Origin of the sequence: Sphingobacterium hungaricum, assembly GCF_015210005.1 — a bacterium.
GTDB lineage: Bacteria > Bacteroidota > Bacteroidia > Sphingobacteriales > Sphingobacteriaceae > Sphingobacterium > Sphingobacterium hungaricum.
In genome coordinates this window covers 1-17251 of sequence record NZ_MU158698.1, presented here as the reverse complement: position 1 = coordinate 17251, position 17251 = coordinate 1, and the positions used below count along the sequence as shown (strand labels likewise).

Below are 17251 nucleotides of genomic sequence, written 5' to 3'. Positions count from 1 at the left end.
GATTGGTCTTTTAGGGACATTCTAACAGGTTCGATTTCTCTCAAATCATGTCTTAGCTGAATTAATTTAGTATTTCAAAATGATCCTTTAATTCAATCTTTTTGCCTTGAATGACAAGCTCTATTTTTACTTTTCCACTGTTAACAGTAAATGGCGTCACAAATTTGATTTCATTAGGAGATTTGTCCAAACTGGTTAAAATTATTCCATCGAAAAAGACAGTCTCGGCGAGTCCAATACCTTTGCCTTTTATACTTACTACTTGACCGAAATGACCTTGCATTGGACTTAAACTTTCATACGTATATCCAAGGCTATTTAAATGAAGAACTTTGTTGCTCATGATATATTGTCCTTTAGGAGACATAAAACCAACAATCAAATCGATGTTGCCTTTCCATTTGTCTGATATTCCAAAAGTTAACTCGCCATCCTCTTTGGCAACTATATAGCCATAATCTAAATTGTTGTTGCTAACATGATTGATGTAATAATCTTTTCCTTTAATAAAAGATCCGCTTAAAGTTATCGGTTCTCCCAAATAACCCTCTTTCTTGTCAATATCTTGATAGTTGAAATCTACAATTTTTATAGTTTTAATTGTTGTGAAATTATAAAGATCGCTAAATATTTGTAACGGATATACTCCTTCTTTTATGTCCTCCACATAGAAAGCACTAGTGAATCCATCACTCCCGTTTGGAATAACATTTTCGCCACCTAATCTAAACGATGCATTCCAAAACATAAGCGATAATTCTGTTCCAGTAATAGTAAAAGACGAGTTTGAATGAATAACAGTGGGATTTATTTGCAACAGATCCTGGTCGGGCGACCTAAATGTAATTGGATCTTCAAAAATTACAGAATCTCTTCCATTATGATAACCAATTTTTTGTTCTAGTCCTTTGAGTCCAGAGATGGAAGTAAAAATAATTTCTCTATTATAGGGGATTTTTTGTCCTCCAATTAAGATGAATAATCCATTGTTATTGCCTGCAGGAGGTATTCCGGCTCCAATTAGAGCTAGTCTATCCAGATGATCATAATTGTAATAATAAAGTTTTTTTACTGGAGGAAACAATACTGCAAGAATTCGCGCGCTAGCTATTTCTTGGTCATCTTCCGATATAGAGGCTGCTTTATTTTTCAAAGCAAAAATGATTTTTTGCCCTTGGTAAACTCCTGGACCACTCGGAACTTTAAAGCGCAGCAATGTAGCGTTATTAGTGATTTCAAAAGGAATTGTTAACGATGTGCCACGCGCCTTTAATTCAAAGTTAGCATCAACTTTCGAAAAATCTCCTTTAACAGTGATAGTCTCGCCGATACAGGCTTGAACATTTACAATATTTTCAATCACAATCCCATCAAATTTTGACTCCAAATAATTTGATTTATAGTAGCCTTTTTCTGTTTTTACATATAAGCAGTATTTAAATTCATCAGCATAAGCTATTTGATAATCGGGCAAATAAATATTAGATATGTCTCCTGTTGAGGAAAGTTTGCCTAAAGAGATTTGCGTTTCTGATCCTAGTATATTTTTTGCGGTATATTTCTGAATTAGGAAACCATGATCCAATACTTCGAGATCATTCAGTTTGGTAACTTGTCCGCTCAATTGTATCCTATTTCCGTCCAAAAAAGTTCCCGCGTTGATGCTTAACTCAACAGGGCTTAAATCTATTTCTTCAATTGTTTCTTCACTTTCTTTTTTTTCACAACTAATACCAAAAAAGCTAATTAATAAGATGAATGATAAATATTTGATGATATGCATGTTAAATTTAAACATTTGATCGTATTAAATGATTTCTATAAACTGTTTGCTTGTAACTTTATCTGTAGTTGGACCCGAAATGATGTTAATATAAAATTTACCTTTAGGCATTAAATAAGGAATTGTAAATTCGAAACCATCGTCTACATTCAAAACATTATATATATATGTAGACCCTAGTAAAAGGGAAGATATATATAGCCCACGGCCTTTAACTTTTATAATATCGCCGATTTTAGCTTGTTTAGGGTAAAAGTCAAGAATTTCTCCTTTTTTTGTTTCGATGAAAAAATCCGTTGCTTGTGTTTCATAATCAGGAAAGCCATTTTTATGATATCCAACGCGAACTGGTAGTTTGCCAGGAATCATATTATCGTTGATTAATGTAGCTTCACCTAATTTGTTCACTGTTACAAAACTATACGCATCTCCTACAAATGCGAAATATGATTGGCTGGGAAGAAAGTTTCCTTTTAAAATAAATTTATCACCACGGTATCCAATGTCTTTATTGATAGACGTTACTTTAAGATTTTGTACTTCAACCTTACTTTCTGTTACCAAATCGAAAAACGGACTTTTGATCACGATTGGATAAGATCCTTCTTTAATATTCCCAATGTTGATAGATTTGATACCGTCCCAAGTTGTTAAAATGTGTGTTCCTTGAATACCAATGCTTGCTTTATAACCAAATAAATAATTGTCGAAAGTTAATCCCTCTACTATAGCCCTCGTATTGGGATGAGCATATGATTCTGCTAGGCGAAAGTTGGTGGAAAGTGGCCTCATTAGCTTAATCTTTTCTGGGAATATTACTCTATCTCTTCCATTAAAATATCCAATCTGAAAACTATCACCTGATTGATCAAAAATAAGATCCTGCAATGCTAAATTGTTATAATAAGCGACAGACCTATTTCCTATTATGATTTGAACACCACTGCTTAAAGATCGTCCTGTCAGGGTTAAACGATCAGACACTATCATGTTATAGTTAGCTGGAGGAAAAATTTCTCCTAAAACCTTGACTGATGCAATTCCTATGCTTTTAAGGTCAGTTTGCTGTTTTCGCTGTAAGATAAAATTTAAAGTTTCGCCATGTTTGTAGTTTTCAGGCATAATAAATGACATCGTATATTTATCTTTTAGAGTAAATGCAACTTCATTTATCATATTGTAACTATCATAAAGTACGTATGTGTTGTCCAACTTCTCAAAATCTCCTTTAATAACAATTTCTTCACCAGCTTTTGCTTGCAAACTATATTGAGCATTTACGGTAATTTCAGAAAATTGAAACTTTTGGATGTTAGATTTGTAATGTTGTTTATCAGTTTTGATAAAAAAATAATAACCAAATACCGTATTGAAATCAAAGGATGGGAAATCGGGTAATTCGAAACTTATTTTTCCTGGACCTAAAGCTTTTGACATAACATATTCTTTTTCTGGAAACGAACCATATTCATCCAGAAAAACAAACCCATAAGATTCGATTTTTTCATCATTTAAATATAGGACTTCTGCGGCAAATATTAGGCGGTCTTTATTTGCTTGAAGTGGTGCTATCGCATTTATCTTAATCGGATTCTCATCTATTTGCTTTTGTGGCTCATTACTTTCTTTAGAGCATGAAAATATTAATGGTAGAGAAAAAAATAGTAGTAGAAATTTCTTCATAATTTGGATTAACACACAAATATATTTATTTCACATTTAAATTCAAAGTTAAAAATATTGGTTTAAAATATTTTTCTATAGATAATTTTGTAATTTATTAATTAATTATTGAAATTATTTTTTGTGGCATTGATTGACAATACTCGGACAATAGCCCCAAGAGATGACTATAATTAATCGTTAAATTTGGCTGTGTTATTTCTAAAATGAAATTATGAAGAAAATAGGCTTTTTATCTTTTGGCCACTGGGCCAATCATCCACAATATAATGCCCGAACGGCGAGTGACACCTTGTTGCAATCCATCGATTTGGCTGTGGCGGCAGAAGAAATCGGTATCGATGGTGCGTATTTTCGCGTGCATCATTTTGCAAAGCAGCTTGCGTCACCGTTTCCATTGCTTTCGGCTATTGGCGCCAAGACCAGTAAGATTGAAATCGGAACGGGTGTGATTGATATGCGTTACGAAAATCCTTTATATATGGTAGAAGATGCCGGCGCAGCTGACTTGATTTCAGGAGGACGATTGCAATTAGGAATTAGCAGAGGTTCGCCTGAACAAGTCATAGATGGATGGCGTTATTTTGGCTATGAGCCACTAGAAGGTGAAACCGATGCAGATATGGGTCGTCGCAAAGGGTTGGAGTTTTTGGAAAAGCTTGACGGAAAAGGATTTGCGCAACCTAATCCAAATCCGATGTTTCCGAATCCTCCTGGCCTGTTGCGATTAGAGCCTTTCTCTTCAGGGTTGCGCGATCGGATTTGGTGGGGAGCAGCATCCAATGCTACGGCAATCTGGGCGGCAGAGAATGGATTGCATCTTCAAAGTTCGACATTGAAGGAAGACGAAAGCGGAAAACCTTTTCATATACAGCAGGCTGAACAAATTCGACTGTACAAAAAAGCTTGGAAAGAAGCGGGTCATGCACATGAACCTAGAATTTCTGTGAGCAGGTCTATTTTTGCATTGGTGAATGATCAGGATCGCTATTATTTTGGAAATGAATCTAATCGAGAAGATAAAATCGGTTTGATCGAACCAGATAAGCGCGCCATTTTCGGAAGAAGTTATGCTGCTGAACCTGATCATCTAATTCTAGATTTGGCAAAAGACGAAGCTATTCAAGAAGCGGACACAGTTCTTCTGACCATTCCAAATACATTGGGCGTAGATTACAATGTGCATGTGCTTTCAGCAATTTTAGAACATGTTGCTCCAGGATTAGGCTGGCGATAAGTTTTTAAACAGTGAATTATTTTTTTTGTCCAGCATCATTAGGAAAGATGCTGGACTTTTTTATTTTATCAAGGTTAGCTAGTCTTTAGTGAGAAATTACTTCTCTGGCAAAAGAACTAGCTGAAGAATTCAGTCTTTTGTGCGTAAATATCTAAGCCTTTGTTGTTTATTTTATATTTCGCAACTATTTTTTTGGAAAAATAGATAGATTTTTCCAATATTTGTTTTAGAAAATAGTATGACTCCGTAGCTCAGCTGGTAGAGCAACAGACTCTTAATCTGTGGGTCCTGAGTTCGAACCTCAGCGGGGTCACCAATCAATCTCATACAATTACAAATTCCCTAAACCAAAAAGATGATAACAAAAAACGATATTCTAGACCTTGAAAATGAACTTTATGAAGCGATGAAAAGCAGCAATATCGAGATACTCGACAAACTGTTGCATAAGGATTTGATTTTCATAGTCCCGAGCGGTGAAACCATTAGCAAAGAAATGGATTTAGAAACCTATAGCAATGGAAAATTGAAAATCGAGGAGCTAAGTCCAGATACCGAACAGCTAACTATTATTGATGATTTAGCGCTGATTACAGTTAAAATAAATCTCAAAGGTAACTATGACCTTCAGCCCTTTGAAGCCCAATATCGATATATTCGCTTTTGGAAAAAGTTTTCCGACGGAATAAAAGTAGTCGGAGGAAGCGGTATTTCAATTTGATTTTCCGTTCGATTATTTTTATTCTTTCAACTTTAAAAACCTAAGAAGATTTAGCTGCGTAAAATCTAGGACAATATTTTTAGGATATAATGTCGATATTTTTCTAAACTGATGATTCAAAACTCATCTATATTTCATCGCAAAATAAAAATACATTCTGCTGATTGATTACCATATCCATTTTGTAAAACATTATTGATTTATTTAAAATGATAAGCCCACTTTTTTTTTATTAACTAGTTGTTCTGTTTTATAAAACTGAACATGTAATGGGTTGTTTTCCTGGTTTTTATAATGAATAGAAAAAATATGTTCAGTCTTATAAACTAGTGCAATTCTGATTGGATTCATATATAATTTTACGGTAAACTATTATGTGAAAAAATAGTTGATTTCGTAAAATAATATAGCAAATAACATGTACAGCAACTTCATTGTAAGCTCAATTTCTATTTGGGCAGATTTAAGCTTTATTCAGAAAATTTTAACAGAATACAAGTATATTCACAAGTGGGAAAGAGGACTTAATTCTTGGAAAGAATTACATGTCTCTGAAGATAAAATGTCAATCACTTATTGGGACATAGAAGATGGCATAGATTATGTGTTTCATCTAACTGAAATGTATGATTGTATTCAAGTGAGACTTAAGATTGGTGACCTTTCAAATCGATTTAACGATTTAGACACTATCCAAAAAGCACAAAAGTATTTGGATACAGTTATGAATCGAATTAAAGAATTGTCGGAGGACGTTAGATCTATTAATGTTTGATTAATTTAAATCAAGAAATTCTATTTGTGAGAAAATGGATTGAATAAACCTTTAAAAATTTACTTTTTTCGCTTATTGCTTGGAACCGATATTCTTATATTCAGTGGGAGTGAGTGAGGTCATCTTTTTAAAAGTAGTGTTAAAAGCTGTTTTAGAATTGAATCCAGCATCATAGCCTATCGCAACCATATTTAAATGGTCATAAGTAGGATTGGTCAATAATTCTTTTGCTTTTTCGACTCGGTATTTATTGACGAAATTAAAAAAGTTTTCGCCAAATCCCTCATTAAGCACATAAGAAAGCTGGTGGCTGCTTATTCCCAATTTATCCGAAAGTTTGAAAAGGTTCAATTCGCTATCTAAATAGGGCAATTCATCCTCCATCAGTTTCAATAAATCCTCTTTAAGTTTATTGAGTTCAGTAACATCTAATCTTTTAATTCGCTCAAGATTGTTGCCTCTATCTGCCAAATGGCCATCGCCTATAGTTTCTTCGAAATTCAAACCCTTCGGATAAATTTCTTGCTGTCTCATTGAATAAAATGCGACTAAATAAACAATTATCAGAAAGCATAAGTTGATATAAACGTTTAAGCCATCAGCTTTTGATAAAATATTATAAAATATAATAATCATCGCCGAAGCTATGAACGAATAAATAATATACTTTAACCACCTCAAGTCTATAGACGAAGTGTCGGAAGAAAAAAGTTCGATATTTCTTTGATGCCTCTTAATCTTTATATAAGATAGCAGCGTGTAAAATAACGAATTGCTTAAGATGAGACTAATGTAAATTACCTTAAATAAATCTTCGGGAATATAGCGATTGCTGAATAAAAGCAGTAGAAATATTAATGGGAGAATGAGAAGCCTCAAATCTTTGAATGAATAGTGAAAATCAGGTTTAGTGTAAAATTGAACACTTAAAAAAAAGGTAAGAGGGACTAAAAACTGGATAAATCTTAGAGCTAATATTGCAGGAGAATAAGGATTGTATTCTTCAGGTAAAATCATTTCATCTAACCAAAAGCTGGCCCAAAGAAAGACGAAAACACCAAAGTATTTGTTAGCTTTCTTATTTACCTGTACTGCATTGCTTAGTTTTAGAAAAGATAACAGTAACAATCCTCCTGCAATAAGTGTGGTTAGCGTTAAATTAAAATCCATTAATCAATTAAATATTTTTATAGGACTAAATATCAAAAATAAAATCATAATCTTCAAATCATCTGAGCAGATTAATTTCAAGAACGATATACGATTTACATATAATTCGATGATTATATTTTATTAGATTTTCTATTTGAAAAATTAGAATACTGTCTGAAAAATCATATAACAAAATTACCTGGCGCTAGTTTTTAATAGAAAAAGTTCGATTAAAGCAATCTGAAGGAAGTTTTCCTGTGCAAGATTTGAAGTCTTTTATAAAATGTGATTGGTCATAATATCCTGCATCCAATGCGATATCTGTTAGACGTCCATGTTCAACTGGATTTTCAAATAAACTTCTAAAACGCACAATGCTTGCGTATTTTTTAGGAGTGGTTCCAACTAAATGCCGGAATCTTTTTTCGAATGTATCTCTGCTGATGGGTAAGTCAGTAGTCAATTCTTTAATGCATACCTGTCCTTTCTTTCGTTTTATCTCTGAAATTGAATCATAAATAATGTTATCAATCGTATTGAAAGCTATTTTAGTAGTTAGAAAGCTTTCTATAGCATCAATCATTTTTTTATGTGATTTGATGTGCCTAAGTTGCTCGAGCATCAATAAATTTGTTTTATTGTCGAAAAATTCGTCCATCGGAATGAATCTTTCAAAAAATTCATTTAGAGGTTTATCGGTAATTGTCGAAGCAAATCCCGGATTGAAAATGACGACAAATAAGGTTGCGAAATCTGAGAATGTGAAATGAAAGAACTTTTGGGTTATACCAAATGAAACGGCTTCAGGCAATTTGATTGTTGATCCATCATTTTGAGTTAGGTGAATATTTCCTCTTAAAATATAGTTTAGTGAAAACGAAGTGCTGGGTAATGTTTCTAACACCATACTATTCTTACATTCTAAAATTAGATATTGTCTGATAGCTAACTTTAAAGCATCACAGGGTTCATATCTATATTCGGTTTGATGCGTGTGTCTGTCATTTTCAAAAAAAATAACATTTTTGCTTTCTCGATTCATCATAATTTCATTGGTAAGCATGTAAAAAAATATGAAACCCAATCAAGACTTTGGAATCGTCTAATCCATGCACAAAAGGCTTGTACGATTAAAACTGAAGTTTGTCATTCCGCAGATTTACTGTACTTGAATAGGTTGTTTTTTTTTAGTACATGTGAAGTTAATAAAAAAAATCTTACCTTATTTTGAAAACTCAAATTCTACTGGCATAATTGCAGCACAGTAGAATTTGGCTTATAAAATTACAAAAATATGAATTTATGGTTTCCAAGTTGGCACTCCATCTTTATCATACATTTCAATAGACGGTGTGCCTAAACTATCTACTTTTAGGACAAGTCTAGGAACTTCGTTTGCGTCTTTCATCACTAAAGAGGCATTTCCATTTTCTGTCACTAAATTGATTCTATTGATGTTGTATCCAGGTTTTCCTGAAAGGTCTTTATCATTAATAGTTATGCCTGCTTTAAAATAATTAGTAATTAAATTGTCTTGCGCATACATGCCAATGGCATCGGCATTTTGATAATCAAAGGCAATCGCATTAAAATTCATGTCATCCGCTTCCGAAATGGCAATTCCGCCTCGCTCGTCGCCTCTTTTATCATAAAATATGATGCCTGCTGGTGTCATCCTACGCTGATACTCTTTACCATCGATAATAGGGTTTGGAATATGATTTTCATTTGAAATAACCACTCGGTTTGCACCTTCTTTGTTCTTGATATCTATTCGGTCGAATTGTGCGATATCTTTTTCATAAAAGCCTAAAATATAGATGATAGTTCCTAGGAACACAACGTTTAATACAATTAGGGCAGTTAAAAATGATTTTAATTTTTTTGGAATTTCTTTCATAAGTTTATTGGATAAATTAAGATGCAAGCTATTTATAATAGGGTTTCTAAAATTGTAAAAATTCAGGAAATCAGCTTGTCAAATGAAGGCGGGCTGATCTGTAGCACGAAATTTTGTAAACTCGTTCATTAGTCTTAAACATTAAAGCTTAACAGTAAGAAATTATACTATGATCATCATGAATAAACGTTATTTAGTTATCTTTAATCTATGGTTTGAATCAAATAATTTCCTGAAATGAACAAGTCAGAGAGCATATCCGAATTTTATGTCCGTCATGGACAAGAAAACAAAGAAAAGGGACAGTTCAATGTGTACCGGCGCGAAGAATTTGCTTGCGACAATACGGCTTTGCCTCCTAATCGCCGAGATTTTTATAAAATCTCGATGATTGCTAACGGGAGCGGAATTTTAAGCTACGCGGACAGGATTATTCACATAGATAAACCTACAATTACTTTTCTTAATCCATTGATTCCGTATTCTTGGGAACCGACTTCGACAGAACAAGCTGGTTATTTTTGTCTTTTCACAGAAGAATTTATCCATCAAAATCTTAAAAATGAAAGCCTTTCGCAATCGCCTTTGTTTAAAGTCGGTGGAAACCATGTGTTCTTTCCTAGTGAAGAGAGCATGCTTTTATTGCAAGGTATTTTTGAAAGCATGTTTCGTGAACTAAATTCATCTTATTCCAATAAATACGATTTGCTACGAAGCTATGTGCAAATCATTATGCATGAAGCATTAAAAATGCAACTTCCTGAAAGCTTGTATCAGCCAAATAATTCCTCCGAAAGAATCAGTTCATTATTCTTGGAATTGGTAGACCGTCAATATCCTATTGATGCGCCAAGCCAACGAATCAAACTGAAGACGGCGAATGAATTTGCAGCGCAGCTGAATGTCCATACGAATTCACTAAACCGAGCTTTGAAAGACACTACGGGTAAAACCACCAGCGAACTTATCGCTGAACGAATGAGTAAGGAAGCGAAAGCCTTATTGAACTTTAGCAATTGGGATATTGCCGAAATAGCATATAGTTTGGGGTTTGAACATTCTTCTAATTTTATTAACTTCTTCAAGAAGCAAACCGGTAGTACTCCTTTACAGTTTAGAAAGGAAAAAATTAATTGCAACAAGAAAAATGCAGAATTAATCAGTTAATTTATGAATACAAAAATAATCCCACTTAGTCCTGAGCAGATGAATGAGTTTTTCGCTGATGCATATAATTCGGGAGATGTAAATAGACTGAACATGCTATCTGAAAGCAATGCAAAAATAGTTCGCTATGATGGGACAATAGTTTCAGGAGTTGAGCTTATAAATGAAGAGCACTTGAATCTTTTAAATTTTGGAGGAAAAATGACTTCCGTAAATAAGTATTGTGTCGAACTAGAAAACATTGCTCTGCTCAGAGCAGATTGGAAAATTGAAACAAAGAACGATAAATCTGAAGATATTGTAATCGAAGGTTCTAGTTCCGAAATCGTGCGCAAACAGTCGGATGGCACTTGGCTTTACATCGTGGATAATCCATGTGGAGCAGGATGAGAACATTAATTTATTAATCCATTAAATCTTGGAACACTTTGCTAATTAAATCTTGGGTTTGATAATAAGGAATTAAAATTTTCAAATATTCGATTAGCTTAAAACGAATTCATCACTAGCAAAGCTAACTTTTGGTTTATCCAATTTTTTCACTGCCTCTTTTACTTTTATTTGGTCTTCTTTTGACAGAAACATAGGTATCAATTGAGATATTTCGATTTTCAATAATCGATTTATAATAATTAAATCTTTAAGCGTAAATGGTTTAATGCCATTCATAAGTTCAGACATGTGCGTTTTACTCTTGTGGCCCAAGATTGACGCCAAATTTTCTTGTGTTAAATCAAGTTCTTTGATTTTTTTTCGGATGGTTTTTTTTCTGTTTTCAATAAACAATCTTTCTTGTTCGGCAATATGCTCAGATTTCTCGCTTTCGACAAGTTTATGATTATCAATTTTATCAATATCACTCCATTCGGAACTTTCATATTTTTCAATTATGTCACGAAGCTTGAGCCTTAAATTCTTAAAATGAATACTTTCCTTCGCAAGAAGCCTCAGTTTTCTATCAGCGATAAGAGCTCTATCGTAATCTAATTCGTTCGTGATTGACCCCTTTTCAATTATGTTTTCTATGTCAAAATGTGTTTTCATTACGCTATATATCCGTTTTTTCGTAACCACTTTTCTATGGTCGATTTATTATTTTTAAATATCGTCTCATATTCTTGATGCGTGCCCGCCCATACAATTGTGGCTTCTCCATCATCGTCAAACTCAATCAACAGTAGCGTACGATGAATATGAATGTTAAAAAAATAAAATCCATCGGAGTGTACGCAGTCGGCGTCATTTCTAATATCATTAATGTTTTTTTCATTAGGTTTGAACTGCTCTAAATAGTTTATTAACTTATCAATTTCATTACACAGCTTTTTATTGCCTATGTTTTTCTTCTTGACTCTAAAAATTATTTTCTTTCCTACAATTCTCATAAGAATGACTATACAAACTTAAGTAAAGTTCTGATATTAACCGAATTTTTTTAATCTTTTTTCAAACTGGCTTGATGATTCTCAAATATACCAATTCTCTAAAAATAAATAGTAATATACTGTTATTCTTAAGTTTACATATGAAAAGTAAGTTGTGTGGCAGAAGACTAAGCCTAAACTTAAGGTTTAATGCGTTTGAGTTAAATGAAAAGATAATCGCGGAAAATAAACCGAAGCAATTATCGCCTTTTTATTCTTAAATCATAACAATTCGTTTGATTTGCATAACTTTTAATAAGCTGAATGTAGGAAGTTTGTGATATAACAAATGCATAAATGTGATGAGACAAGAAAGTTTAAAAGATAAAGTTGCTCTTGTGACCGGACGTTCAACAGGCATCGGATTGGCTGCCGCGAAGCTTTTCCTTGAAAGAGGTTCAAAGGTTGTGATTGCTGGACGCAGAAAGGAGCAGATGAAATAGCTGTGCAAGAGCTGTCGGGAATCAGCTCGAATGTTTATTTTATCCAGACTGACATTTCTAAACCTGCAGATGTTAAATTTTTGATTGAAGAGACCGTTCGCATTTTCGGAAAATTGGATATTGCATTCAATAACGCAGGTATTGAAGGAAATTTTGCACCTATCAGTGAAGTGACCGAAGAACAGTTTGATGAAGTGATGGCGATTAATCTGAAAGGGGTTTGGCTATCCTGCAAATACGAAATTGAACAGTTCAAGAAGCAAGGCACAGCTGGGGTTATAGTCAACACTTCTTCTTGGCTTGCCAAGGGAGCGTTTCCGGGTTCGGCTGTTTATTCCGCTAACAAATCGGCAATCGATGGGCTTGTGCGAGCTTTAGCGGTAGAAACTGCATCCGCCGGCATCCGAATTAATAATGTGCAGCCGGGGTACATTCAAACACCTATGTTTGACCGATTTTTCACGGATGAGTCGCAAAAAGAACCTTTGAAAAAGCATGATGTTCATTCTATATTTCCCTTCAAAAAATAGTCAATTTACCGATTCCCTCACTAAAACTCGTAGTTTACTCATTTAATCCTATCCTGTGCTCACTCTGCTGAGTAAGTTAAAGCCTGCAAACTAATTTTGACTAAACAATAATATATAAAACAAAAAATTAATTAATTAAAAACAAGAAATGATGAAAAAGTCAAACTCTCTTTTCGGAAAAAACATTAAAAACTTTACGCTTGCATTTGCGTTGATTGCTATTCTTGCACTAGGAGCTAGCTGTAGCAAAAGTGATGATGCAGTTCCCGAAAAAATTTACGAAGAAGAAAATCCGCTAGCTTTGTATCTTCAAGGCAGCGGTTTCAACGCGGCGACAACCAACTTTATCAATTCAGGTAATTACGAATTTGGATACAGATTCAGTCCCAAGGTTAAAGGAAAAATAAATGCCATTACCTTTAAGATTCCGGATAACGCAACGAATACAAGGGTGACTATTTGGGATAATGCAACGAAAACTGTTCTTAAAACCATTACCATTCCTACAACGACAGCAAATGTGGAAATCAAAACTGCAATCGAACCCTTTCAATTGGAAGCGAACAAAGAATATTTGATTACCTACAATGGAAACGATTGGTACAAACGCAATAAAGTCGATAATTCTGACAGTACGTACCCAATTGCCAGTGGAAATATTTCGATTTTAGGTTATCAATGGATTGGAGGAAGTACTCAAACGTATCCTACAAATTTATCATCTAATTATTACGCAGGAGACTTAAGCATTGTTTTCCAGCAGATGGATTAGTTAGCTATTTCTATTTGCTAGAAGAGTAAAGGATTCCCCCTAACCCCCAAAGGGGGAATTATTTTGGAAAGATTATTATCGTTAGTTTATGAAAGGTTATGGAAGGAGGATATATTATCTTCCTGAACGAGATATTATAATTTCTGTGTCTTTTAACTTTGAAAGTCTTTCCACAATTTTTACTTTTTACTTTTGAGTTTTTACTTTGAAAAATCCAGCAAATATCTTTTAAACTCCTTGTCCAAGGACCAAACAGTATTTTCTCCAATTGGGAAATATTCAATGGAATCTGTATACGTGTAGTACTTTACTTTAGGTTGTTTTTGTAAAAAAACGATTTGTCTTGAATAGGTGTATTCATTCAATCTCAAATCATTGCTTGTCGCATATTGGATAGTGTCCTCTAAAATATCTCCTTTCCAAACCGAATCAATTTTAAAGACAATCACTTTTTCAAATCCACTTACAGAATCTACTTGAAGAATATCTCCCTCTAAAATAAACGGTGCATCTTTAAAATTCTCTCTAATAAAATTTTCAGGAGGATAATGTCCTAAATAAAGATTAGTATCCGCTTTTGATTTAATCATTTTATGGGAATACTTCCAAGTGGAAACATCTTTCGTATCCGTGCAACTGAAAAGTAGAATGGGAATTAAAAGAAATGGGATTTATCGATAGGGTATAAAAGAATTATAAGTCATTTATAACAAGTCATAATTGATAAATTATTTCTATTCTGATTCTTTCAAAACTACCAAAATAGTAATAAGATTAATAATTCATTTACGTCTTAAATGAGATATCTTTTTTACCTTTCTCAATTTACTTATATTTGTTTAGTAATTAAATTATTAATTTTTTTAAACCTATGAAAGCTTATCGTCTAGTAGCATTGTTGCTGTCTATATTACTGCGCAACACAATTTTTGCTCAGAAAGATTTATTTAAGGACTATATCGAAGGTCATTATTATACCTATGATGGACAAAAAGTGAGTGGATTGCTGAAATTCAATATAACAACTACCCCTTATGTACCCAAAGATTATGGAACCTGTTTTATCTATTTTAAGAAAGATGAAAATGACAAGCGGATAAAACTGAAGTCTGATGAAGTTTCAAAGTTTGTCATGGATCTGGATAGCTTTGTTGTTTTGCAAAATTTTGAATTCAAGGATGTATTTCGCTTCAGGATCATTCAGGATTTTGTGAAGGTATTTGCCGAAGGAAAGATCAACGTATACAGCTATTACGCGCAGAGGGGCACTGGCAATCCTGCTTTTGCAACAACTGTCAATTATTTATTCTACACGAAAGATGGCAGTCCCCCAAAATACTTAGGTCAAGGTAAAAAGTTTAAAGAAAACGTGCTCGAAATCATCAAAGATTATCCAGAACTTTATAGCGAAGCCGAAAAATTACCAAAAGGTTCTTTTTTTGCTATGGAATTTATACAGCGCTACAATGCTTATTTTGCGGAAGCAGAATAACTAGCCCTTATACGGATGCTTCCAATCGCCGCGGTAGTTGCGCTTCAATAATTTAGTAGCCTCGGGGTCATTGACACAAATCTTTTTAACTGGATCATATTCCAAGGGACGATTTAGTTCCATGGATATATTTGCAAGAATACAGCTGGCGGAAGAAATATGTCCCTCTTCAATATCGGCCACGGGCAAATGGTTATTTTCAATAGCCGACAGCAAATTTCGCATTTGCGCACGGTTTGCTGGCGCAGCATTTAGCTCAATGCGCGGTTCTTTCAAATCTTCCGGATATTCCTCACGTTCAAAGACCACATCCTTTACAGTCCGTTCCCCATCGCCGATCGGAATAAACTCATACTTCATGGTATTTCCTTTTAACGTTCCTTTCTCGCCATAGATTATAAACGCCCAAGGATATGCTGGGTCTGCCGGTGCGCCCCAAGTGCGGTGCTGCCAGACACAGTTCAGTTCATCATATTCAAAGACCGCTGTTTGTGTATCCGCAATATTTGATTTTCCGCCTTTCTGCACATAAATTCCGCCGTTGGCGGTAATGCGTTTTGGCCATTTCAATTGCAATAGCCAGCGCACGGTATCAAACATATGCACGCACATATCGCCCGTTATACCATTTCCATATTCCATAAATGTCCGCCACCAACTTCCATGAGGCAAACCATCGTAAGGACGAAGAGGAGCTGGGCCAGTCCAAAGTTCATAGTCCAAAAATTCTGGTACCGCTTCTTCAGGAGGATTTCCATTTTTGCGCATATGAAAATAACAGCACATTTCCACATGCGATATTTTTCCTAGCAAACCTTTGTCGATCACATTTTCCTTCGCATCAATCAAGTGGGGTGTACTTCTTCGCTGCGTGCCGACCTGCACTTTCTTATTGTGCTTTCGCGCAGCTTGCACCACAGCTTCTCCTTCAAGTACATCGACGCTGACGGGCTTTTGTAAGTAAACGTGTGCTCCAGCTTCAATCGCGGCAATCGCTTGCAAAGCATGCCAATGGTCAGGACTTCCAATAACCACTAAATCCAGTTTGTTTTCGGACAACAGCTTTCTGTAGTCCGTATATAGCTTAGGAACTTTCTTTGAAACTTGGCGTTCGCTGATTAAGCGACCCGCTTCTTCCAAATGATTTCGATCCACATCACAGACTGCAACGACGTTCACTTCACGTACTTGCAACAGCCGAAATAAATCACTTTTACCATACCATCCTGCACCAATTAGTGCAACAGATAAGTTTTTTTTGTTGCTGTCTAGTGTAAATCCATTGGCTTGCAAAGCCGACAGCGAAAGGACAGCAGCTGTAGATTGAATAAATTTTCGTCGATTAAGATGGAAGTCAGCCATAGTGTATTGGGTTTATCTGTAGTCTATGTAGGTTTGAATCTTGAAGATAGGGATTTTTTAGTTGCGAAGCAAAAAGACTTGTAGGTTTAAATCCCCCTAGCCCCCAAAGGGGGGACAATGAAGTGGGGTTCTATTGGCGTATAGTATTTTTGAAAGTTGTTCCACGGAGTGGCGCGGAGGAGGCTCGGAGTTTCGCAGAGATGGAGGGCGGAGATAGCACACGCGAAACGCGTGCGCTAGCGAAGTGAAAGTTTAGATTTTAGGCTGTAAGGGGCTAAGGAAACTCTGTGTCTTTTGTGGCTTCTCTGTGGATTCTGTGGTCTTATATTTTGGAAAGGTTAACCGAGGAGTGGCGTATCCCCCTAGCCCCCAAAGGGGGGACAATGAAGTTGGGTTAAAATGGGTTTATATGCGTAAAGTAATTCTGAAAGTTTTTACGCCGATTGCTGGGTGAGCACACGCGAAACGCATGCGGTCGCTAAGGTTTTATTGGCGTAAAATAATTTTGAAAGTTGTACCACGGAGTGGCGCGGAGGAGGCTCGGAGTTTCGCAGAGTTGGGGTGTAATTAGGTGGTTATAGGAGTGATGGAGGTGAAGAAGGTTATGGGGGTTATGTTTATAGGGAGTTAGGAGTAAAGAATAAGGAGCAAGGAAACTCTGTGTCTTTTGTGGCTTCTCTGTGGATTCTGTGGTCTTTTATTTTAGAAAGGTTATCCGAGGAGTGGCGTATCCCCCTAGCCCCCAAAGGGGGGACAATGAAGTTGGGTTAAAATGGGTTTATATGCGTAAAGTAATTCTGAAAGTTTTTA

18 protein-coding genes and 1 tRNA gene are annotated in these 17251 nt (G+C 35.0%); 10 read left to right on the top strand and 9 right to left on the bottom strand.

Going from position 1 to position 17251, the window contains the following annotated elements; genetic code table 11:
• Positions 1 to 61: 61 nt before the first annotated feature.
• Positions 62 to 1783, bottom strand: coding sequence for a hypothetical protein (locus tag C4F49_RS03115; RefSeq protein WP_196934428.1), 1722 nt, complete (start codon positions 1781 to 1783; stop codon positions 62 to 64).
• Positions 1784 to 1807: 24 nt separating this feature from the next.
• Positions 1808 to 3466 carry a hypothetical protein gene (locus C4F49_RS03110; protein WP_196934427.1) on the bottom strand — a complete coding sequence of 553 codons (1659 nt, stop codon included), beginning with the start codon at positions 3464 to 3466 and terminating at the stop codon, positions 1808 to 1810.
• A gap of 214 nt (positions 3467 to 3680) precedes the next feature.
• On the opposite strand from C4F49_RS03110, the gene C4F49_RS03105 reads away from it, so the two are divergent.
• From C4F49_RS03105 to C4F49_RS03090, 4 genes are all read left to right on the top strand, one after another.
• A complete protein-coding gene (locus C4F49_RS03105; protein ID WP_196934426.1) occupies positions 3681 to 4703 on the top strand; it encodes an LLM class flavin-dependent oxidoreductase in 1023 nt (340 codons plus the stop codon).
• Positions 4704 to 4943: 240 nt separating this feature from the next.
• A tRNA-Lys gene (locus C4F49_RS03100) sits at positions 4944 to 5019 on the top strand.
• A 39-nt stretch (positions 5020 to 5058) separates the two neighbouring features.
• Positions 5059 to 5424, top strand: a complete 366-nt coding sequence (locus C4F49_RS03095) for a nuclear transport factor 2 family protein (RefSeq protein WP_196934425.1) — start codon at positions 5059 to 5061, stop codon at positions 5422 to 5424.
• 418 nt (positions 5425 to 5842) lie between these two features.
• Positions 5843 to 6199: a hypothetical protein gene (locus C4F49_RS03090; RefSeq protein WP_196934424.1), complete on the top strand. Its 357-nt coding sequence runs from the start codon at positions 5843 to 5845 to the stop codon at positions 6197 to 6199.
• A 72-nt stretch (positions 6200 to 6271) separates the two neighbouring features.
• On the opposite strand, the gene C4F49_RS03085 is transcribed toward C4F49_RS03090, so the two are convergent.
• From C4F49_RS03085 to C4F49_RS03075, 3 genes are all read right to left on the bottom strand, one after another.
• A complete protein-coding gene (locus C4F49_RS03085; RefSeq protein WP_196934423.1) occupies positions 6272 to 7369 on the bottom strand; it encodes a helix-turn-helix domain-containing protein in 1098 nt (365 codons plus the stop codon).
• A 187-nt stretch (positions 7370 to 7556) separates the two neighbouring features.
• On the bottom strand, positions 7557 to 8414 hold the full coding sequence (locus C4F49_RS03080; RefSeq protein ID WP_196934422.1) for a helix-turn-helix domain-containing protein: 858 nt from the start codon (positions 8412 to 8414) through the stop codon (positions 7557 to 7559).
• Between the two features lie 237 nt (positions 8415 to 8651).
• Positions 8652 to 9251, bottom strand: coding sequence for a hypothetical protein (locus C4F49_RS03075; protein ID WP_196934421.1), 600 nt, complete (start codon positions 9249 to 9251; stop codon positions 8652 to 8654).
• 237 nt (positions 9252 to 9488) lie between these two features.
• On the opposite strand from C4F49_RS03075, the gene C4F49_RS03070 reads away from it, so the two are divergent.
• Together C4F49_RS03070 and C4F49_RS03065 are read left to right on the top strand one after the other, a co-directional pair.
• The gene (locus C4F49_RS03070; RefSeq protein ID WP_196934420.1) at positions 9489 to 10418 is read left to right on the top strand and encodes a helix-turn-helix domain-containing protein; all 930 of its coding nucleotides are present in this window, start codon (positions 9489 to 9491) and stop codon (positions 10416 to 10418) included.
• Positions 10419 to 10421: 3 nt separating this feature from the next.
• Entirely contained in the window at positions 10422 to 10808 is a 387-nt protein-coding gene (locus C4F49_RS03065) for a YybH family protein (protein WP_196934419.1), read from the top strand.
• Positions 10809 to 10901: 93 nt separating this feature from the next.
• Here the strand turns inward: C4F49_RS03065 and C4F49_RS03060 are convergent, their stop codons facing one another.
• Entirely contained in the window at positions 10902 to 11462 is a 561-nt protein-coding gene (locus C4F49_RS03060) for a helix-turn-helix domain-containing protein (RefSeq protein ID WP_196934418.1), read from the bottom strand.
• Complete coding sequence (locus C4F49_RS03055) at positions 11462 to 11803, bottom strand: type II toxin-antitoxin system HigB family toxin (RefSeq protein WP_196934417.1); 342 nt, start codon at positions 11801 to 11803, stop codon at positions 11462 to 11464. Before C4F49_RS03055 ends, C4F49_RS03060 begins: the two co-directional genes overlap by 1 nt.
• A 341-nt stretch (positions 11804 to 12144) precedes the next feature.
• Between C4F49_RS03055 and C4F49_RS18080 the strand changes: the two genes are divergently transcribed.
• The 3 genes from C4F49_RS18080 (at position 12145) to C4F49_RS03040 (ending at position 13587) form a co-directional block, all read left to right on the top strand.
• Positions 12145 to 12285, top strand: a complete 141-nt coding sequence (locus C4F49_RS18080) for an SDR family NAD(P)-dependent oxidoreductase (protein ID WP_196934416.1) — start codon at positions 12145 to 12147, stop codon at positions 12283 to 12285.
• A 2-nt stretch (positions 12286 to 12287) separates the two neighbouring features.
• Positions 12288 to 12815: an SDR family NAD(P)-dependent oxidoreductase gene (locus tag C4F49_RS03045; RefSeq protein ID WP_196934415.1), complete on the top strand. Its 528-nt coding sequence runs from the start codon at positions 12288 to 12290 to the stop codon at positions 12813 to 12815.
• 151 nt (positions 12816 to 12966) lie between these two features.
• Positions 12967 to 13587, top strand: a complete 621-nt coding sequence (locus C4F49_RS03040) for a DUF4082 domain-containing protein (RefSeq protein WP_196934414.1) — start codon at positions 12967 to 12969, stop codon at positions 13585 to 13587.
• A gap of 200 nt (positions 13588 to 13787) precedes the next feature.
• Here C4F49_RS03040 and C4F49_RS03035 read toward each other — a convergent pair whose 3' ends face one another.
• A complete protein-coding gene (locus C4F49_RS03035) occupies positions 13788 to 14177 on the bottom strand; it encodes a hypothetical protein (RefSeq protein ID WP_196934413.1) in 390 nt (129 codons plus the stop codon).
• 281 nt (positions 14178 to 14458) lie between these two features.
• On the opposite strand from C4F49_RS03035, the gene C4F49_RS03030 reads away from it, so the two are divergent.
• The gene (locus tag C4F49_RS03030) at positions 14459 to 15079 is read left to right on the top strand and encodes a hypothetical protein (protein ID WP_196934412.1); all 621 of its coding nucleotides are present in this window, start codon (positions 14459 to 14461) and stop codon (positions 15077 to 15079) included.
• Here the strand turns inward: C4F49_RS03030 and C4F49_RS03025 are convergent, their stop codons facing one another.
• On the bottom strand, positions 15080 to 16441 hold the full coding sequence (locus tag C4F49_RS03025; protein ID WP_196934411.1) for a Gfo/Idh/MocA family protein: 1362 nt from the start codon (positions 16439 to 16441) through the stop codon (positions 15080 to 15082).
• Between the last annotated feature and the right edge of the window lie 810 nt (positions 16442 to 17251).

Bases quoted from the DNA above. Each gene is read 5' to 3' on its own strand.
- C4F49_RS03060 (WP_196934418.1), bottom strand. From the start codon at position 11,462: ATGAAAACACATTTTGACATAGAAAACATAATTGAAAAGGGGTCAATC.
- C4F49_RS18080 (WP_196934416.1), top strand. From the start codon at position 12,145: ATGAGACAAGAAAGTTTAAAAGATAAAGTTGCTCTTGTGACCGGACGT.
- C4F49_RS03040 (WP_196934414.1), top strand. From the start codon at position 12,967: ATGAAAAAGTCAAACTCTCTTTTCGGAAAAAACATTAAAAACTTTACG.
- C4F49_RS03110 (WP_196934427.1), bottom strand. From the start codon at position 3,466: ATGAAGAAATTTCTACTACTATTTTTTTCTCTACCATTAATATTTTCA.
- C4F49_RS03105 (WP_196934426.1), top strand. From the start codon at position 3,681: ATGAAGAAAATAGGCTTTTTATCTTTTGGCCACTGGGCCAATCATCCA.
- C4F49_RS03075 (WP_196934421.1), bottom strand. From the start codon at position 9,251: ATGAAAGAAATTCCAAAAAAATTAAAATCATTTTTAACTGCCCTAATT.
- C4F49_RS03115 (WP_196934428.1), bottom strand. From the start codon at position 1,783: ATGCATATCATCAAATATTTATCATTCATCTTATTAATTAGCTTTTTT.
- C4F49_RS03070 (WP_196934420.1), top strand. From the start codon at position 9,489: ATGAACAAGTCAGAGAGCATATCCGAATTTTATGTCCGTCATGGACAA.
- C4F49_RS03090 (WP_196934424.1), top strand. From the start codon at position 5,843: ATGTACAGCAACTTCATTGTAAGCTCAATTTCTATTTGGGCAGATTTA.
- C4F49_RS03095 (WP_196934425.1), top strand. From the start codon at position 5,059: ATGATAACAAAAAACGATATTCTAGACCTTGAAAATGAACTTTATGAA.
- C4F49_RS03055 (WP_196934417.1), bottom strand. From the start codon at position 11,803: ATGAGAATTGTAGGAAAGAAAATAATTTTTAGAGTCAAGAAGAAAAAC.
- C4F49_RS03030 (WP_196934412.1), top strand. From the start codon at position 14,459: ATGAAAGCTTATCGTCTAGTAGCATTGTTGCTGTCTATATTACTGCGC.
- C4F49_RS03080 (WP_196934422.1), bottom strand. From the start codon at position 8,414: ATGCTTACCAATGAAATTATGATGAATCGAGAAAGCAAAAATGTTATT.
- C4F49_RS03035 (WP_196934413.1), bottom strand. From the start codon at position 14,177: ATGATTAAATCAAAAGCGGATACTAATCTTTATTTAGGACATTATCCT.
- C4F49_RS03085 (WP_196934423.1), bottom strand. From the start codon at position 7,369: ATGGATTTTAATTTAACGCTAACCACACTTATTGCAGGAGGATTGTTA.
- C4F49_RS03065 (WP_196934419.1), top strand. From the start codon at position 10,422: ATGAATACAAAAATAATCCCACTTAGTCCTGAGCAGATGAATGAGTTT.
- C4F49_RS03025 (WP_196934411.1), bottom strand. From the start codon at position 16,441: ATGGCTGACTTCCATCTTAATCGACGAAAATTTATTCAATCTACAGCT.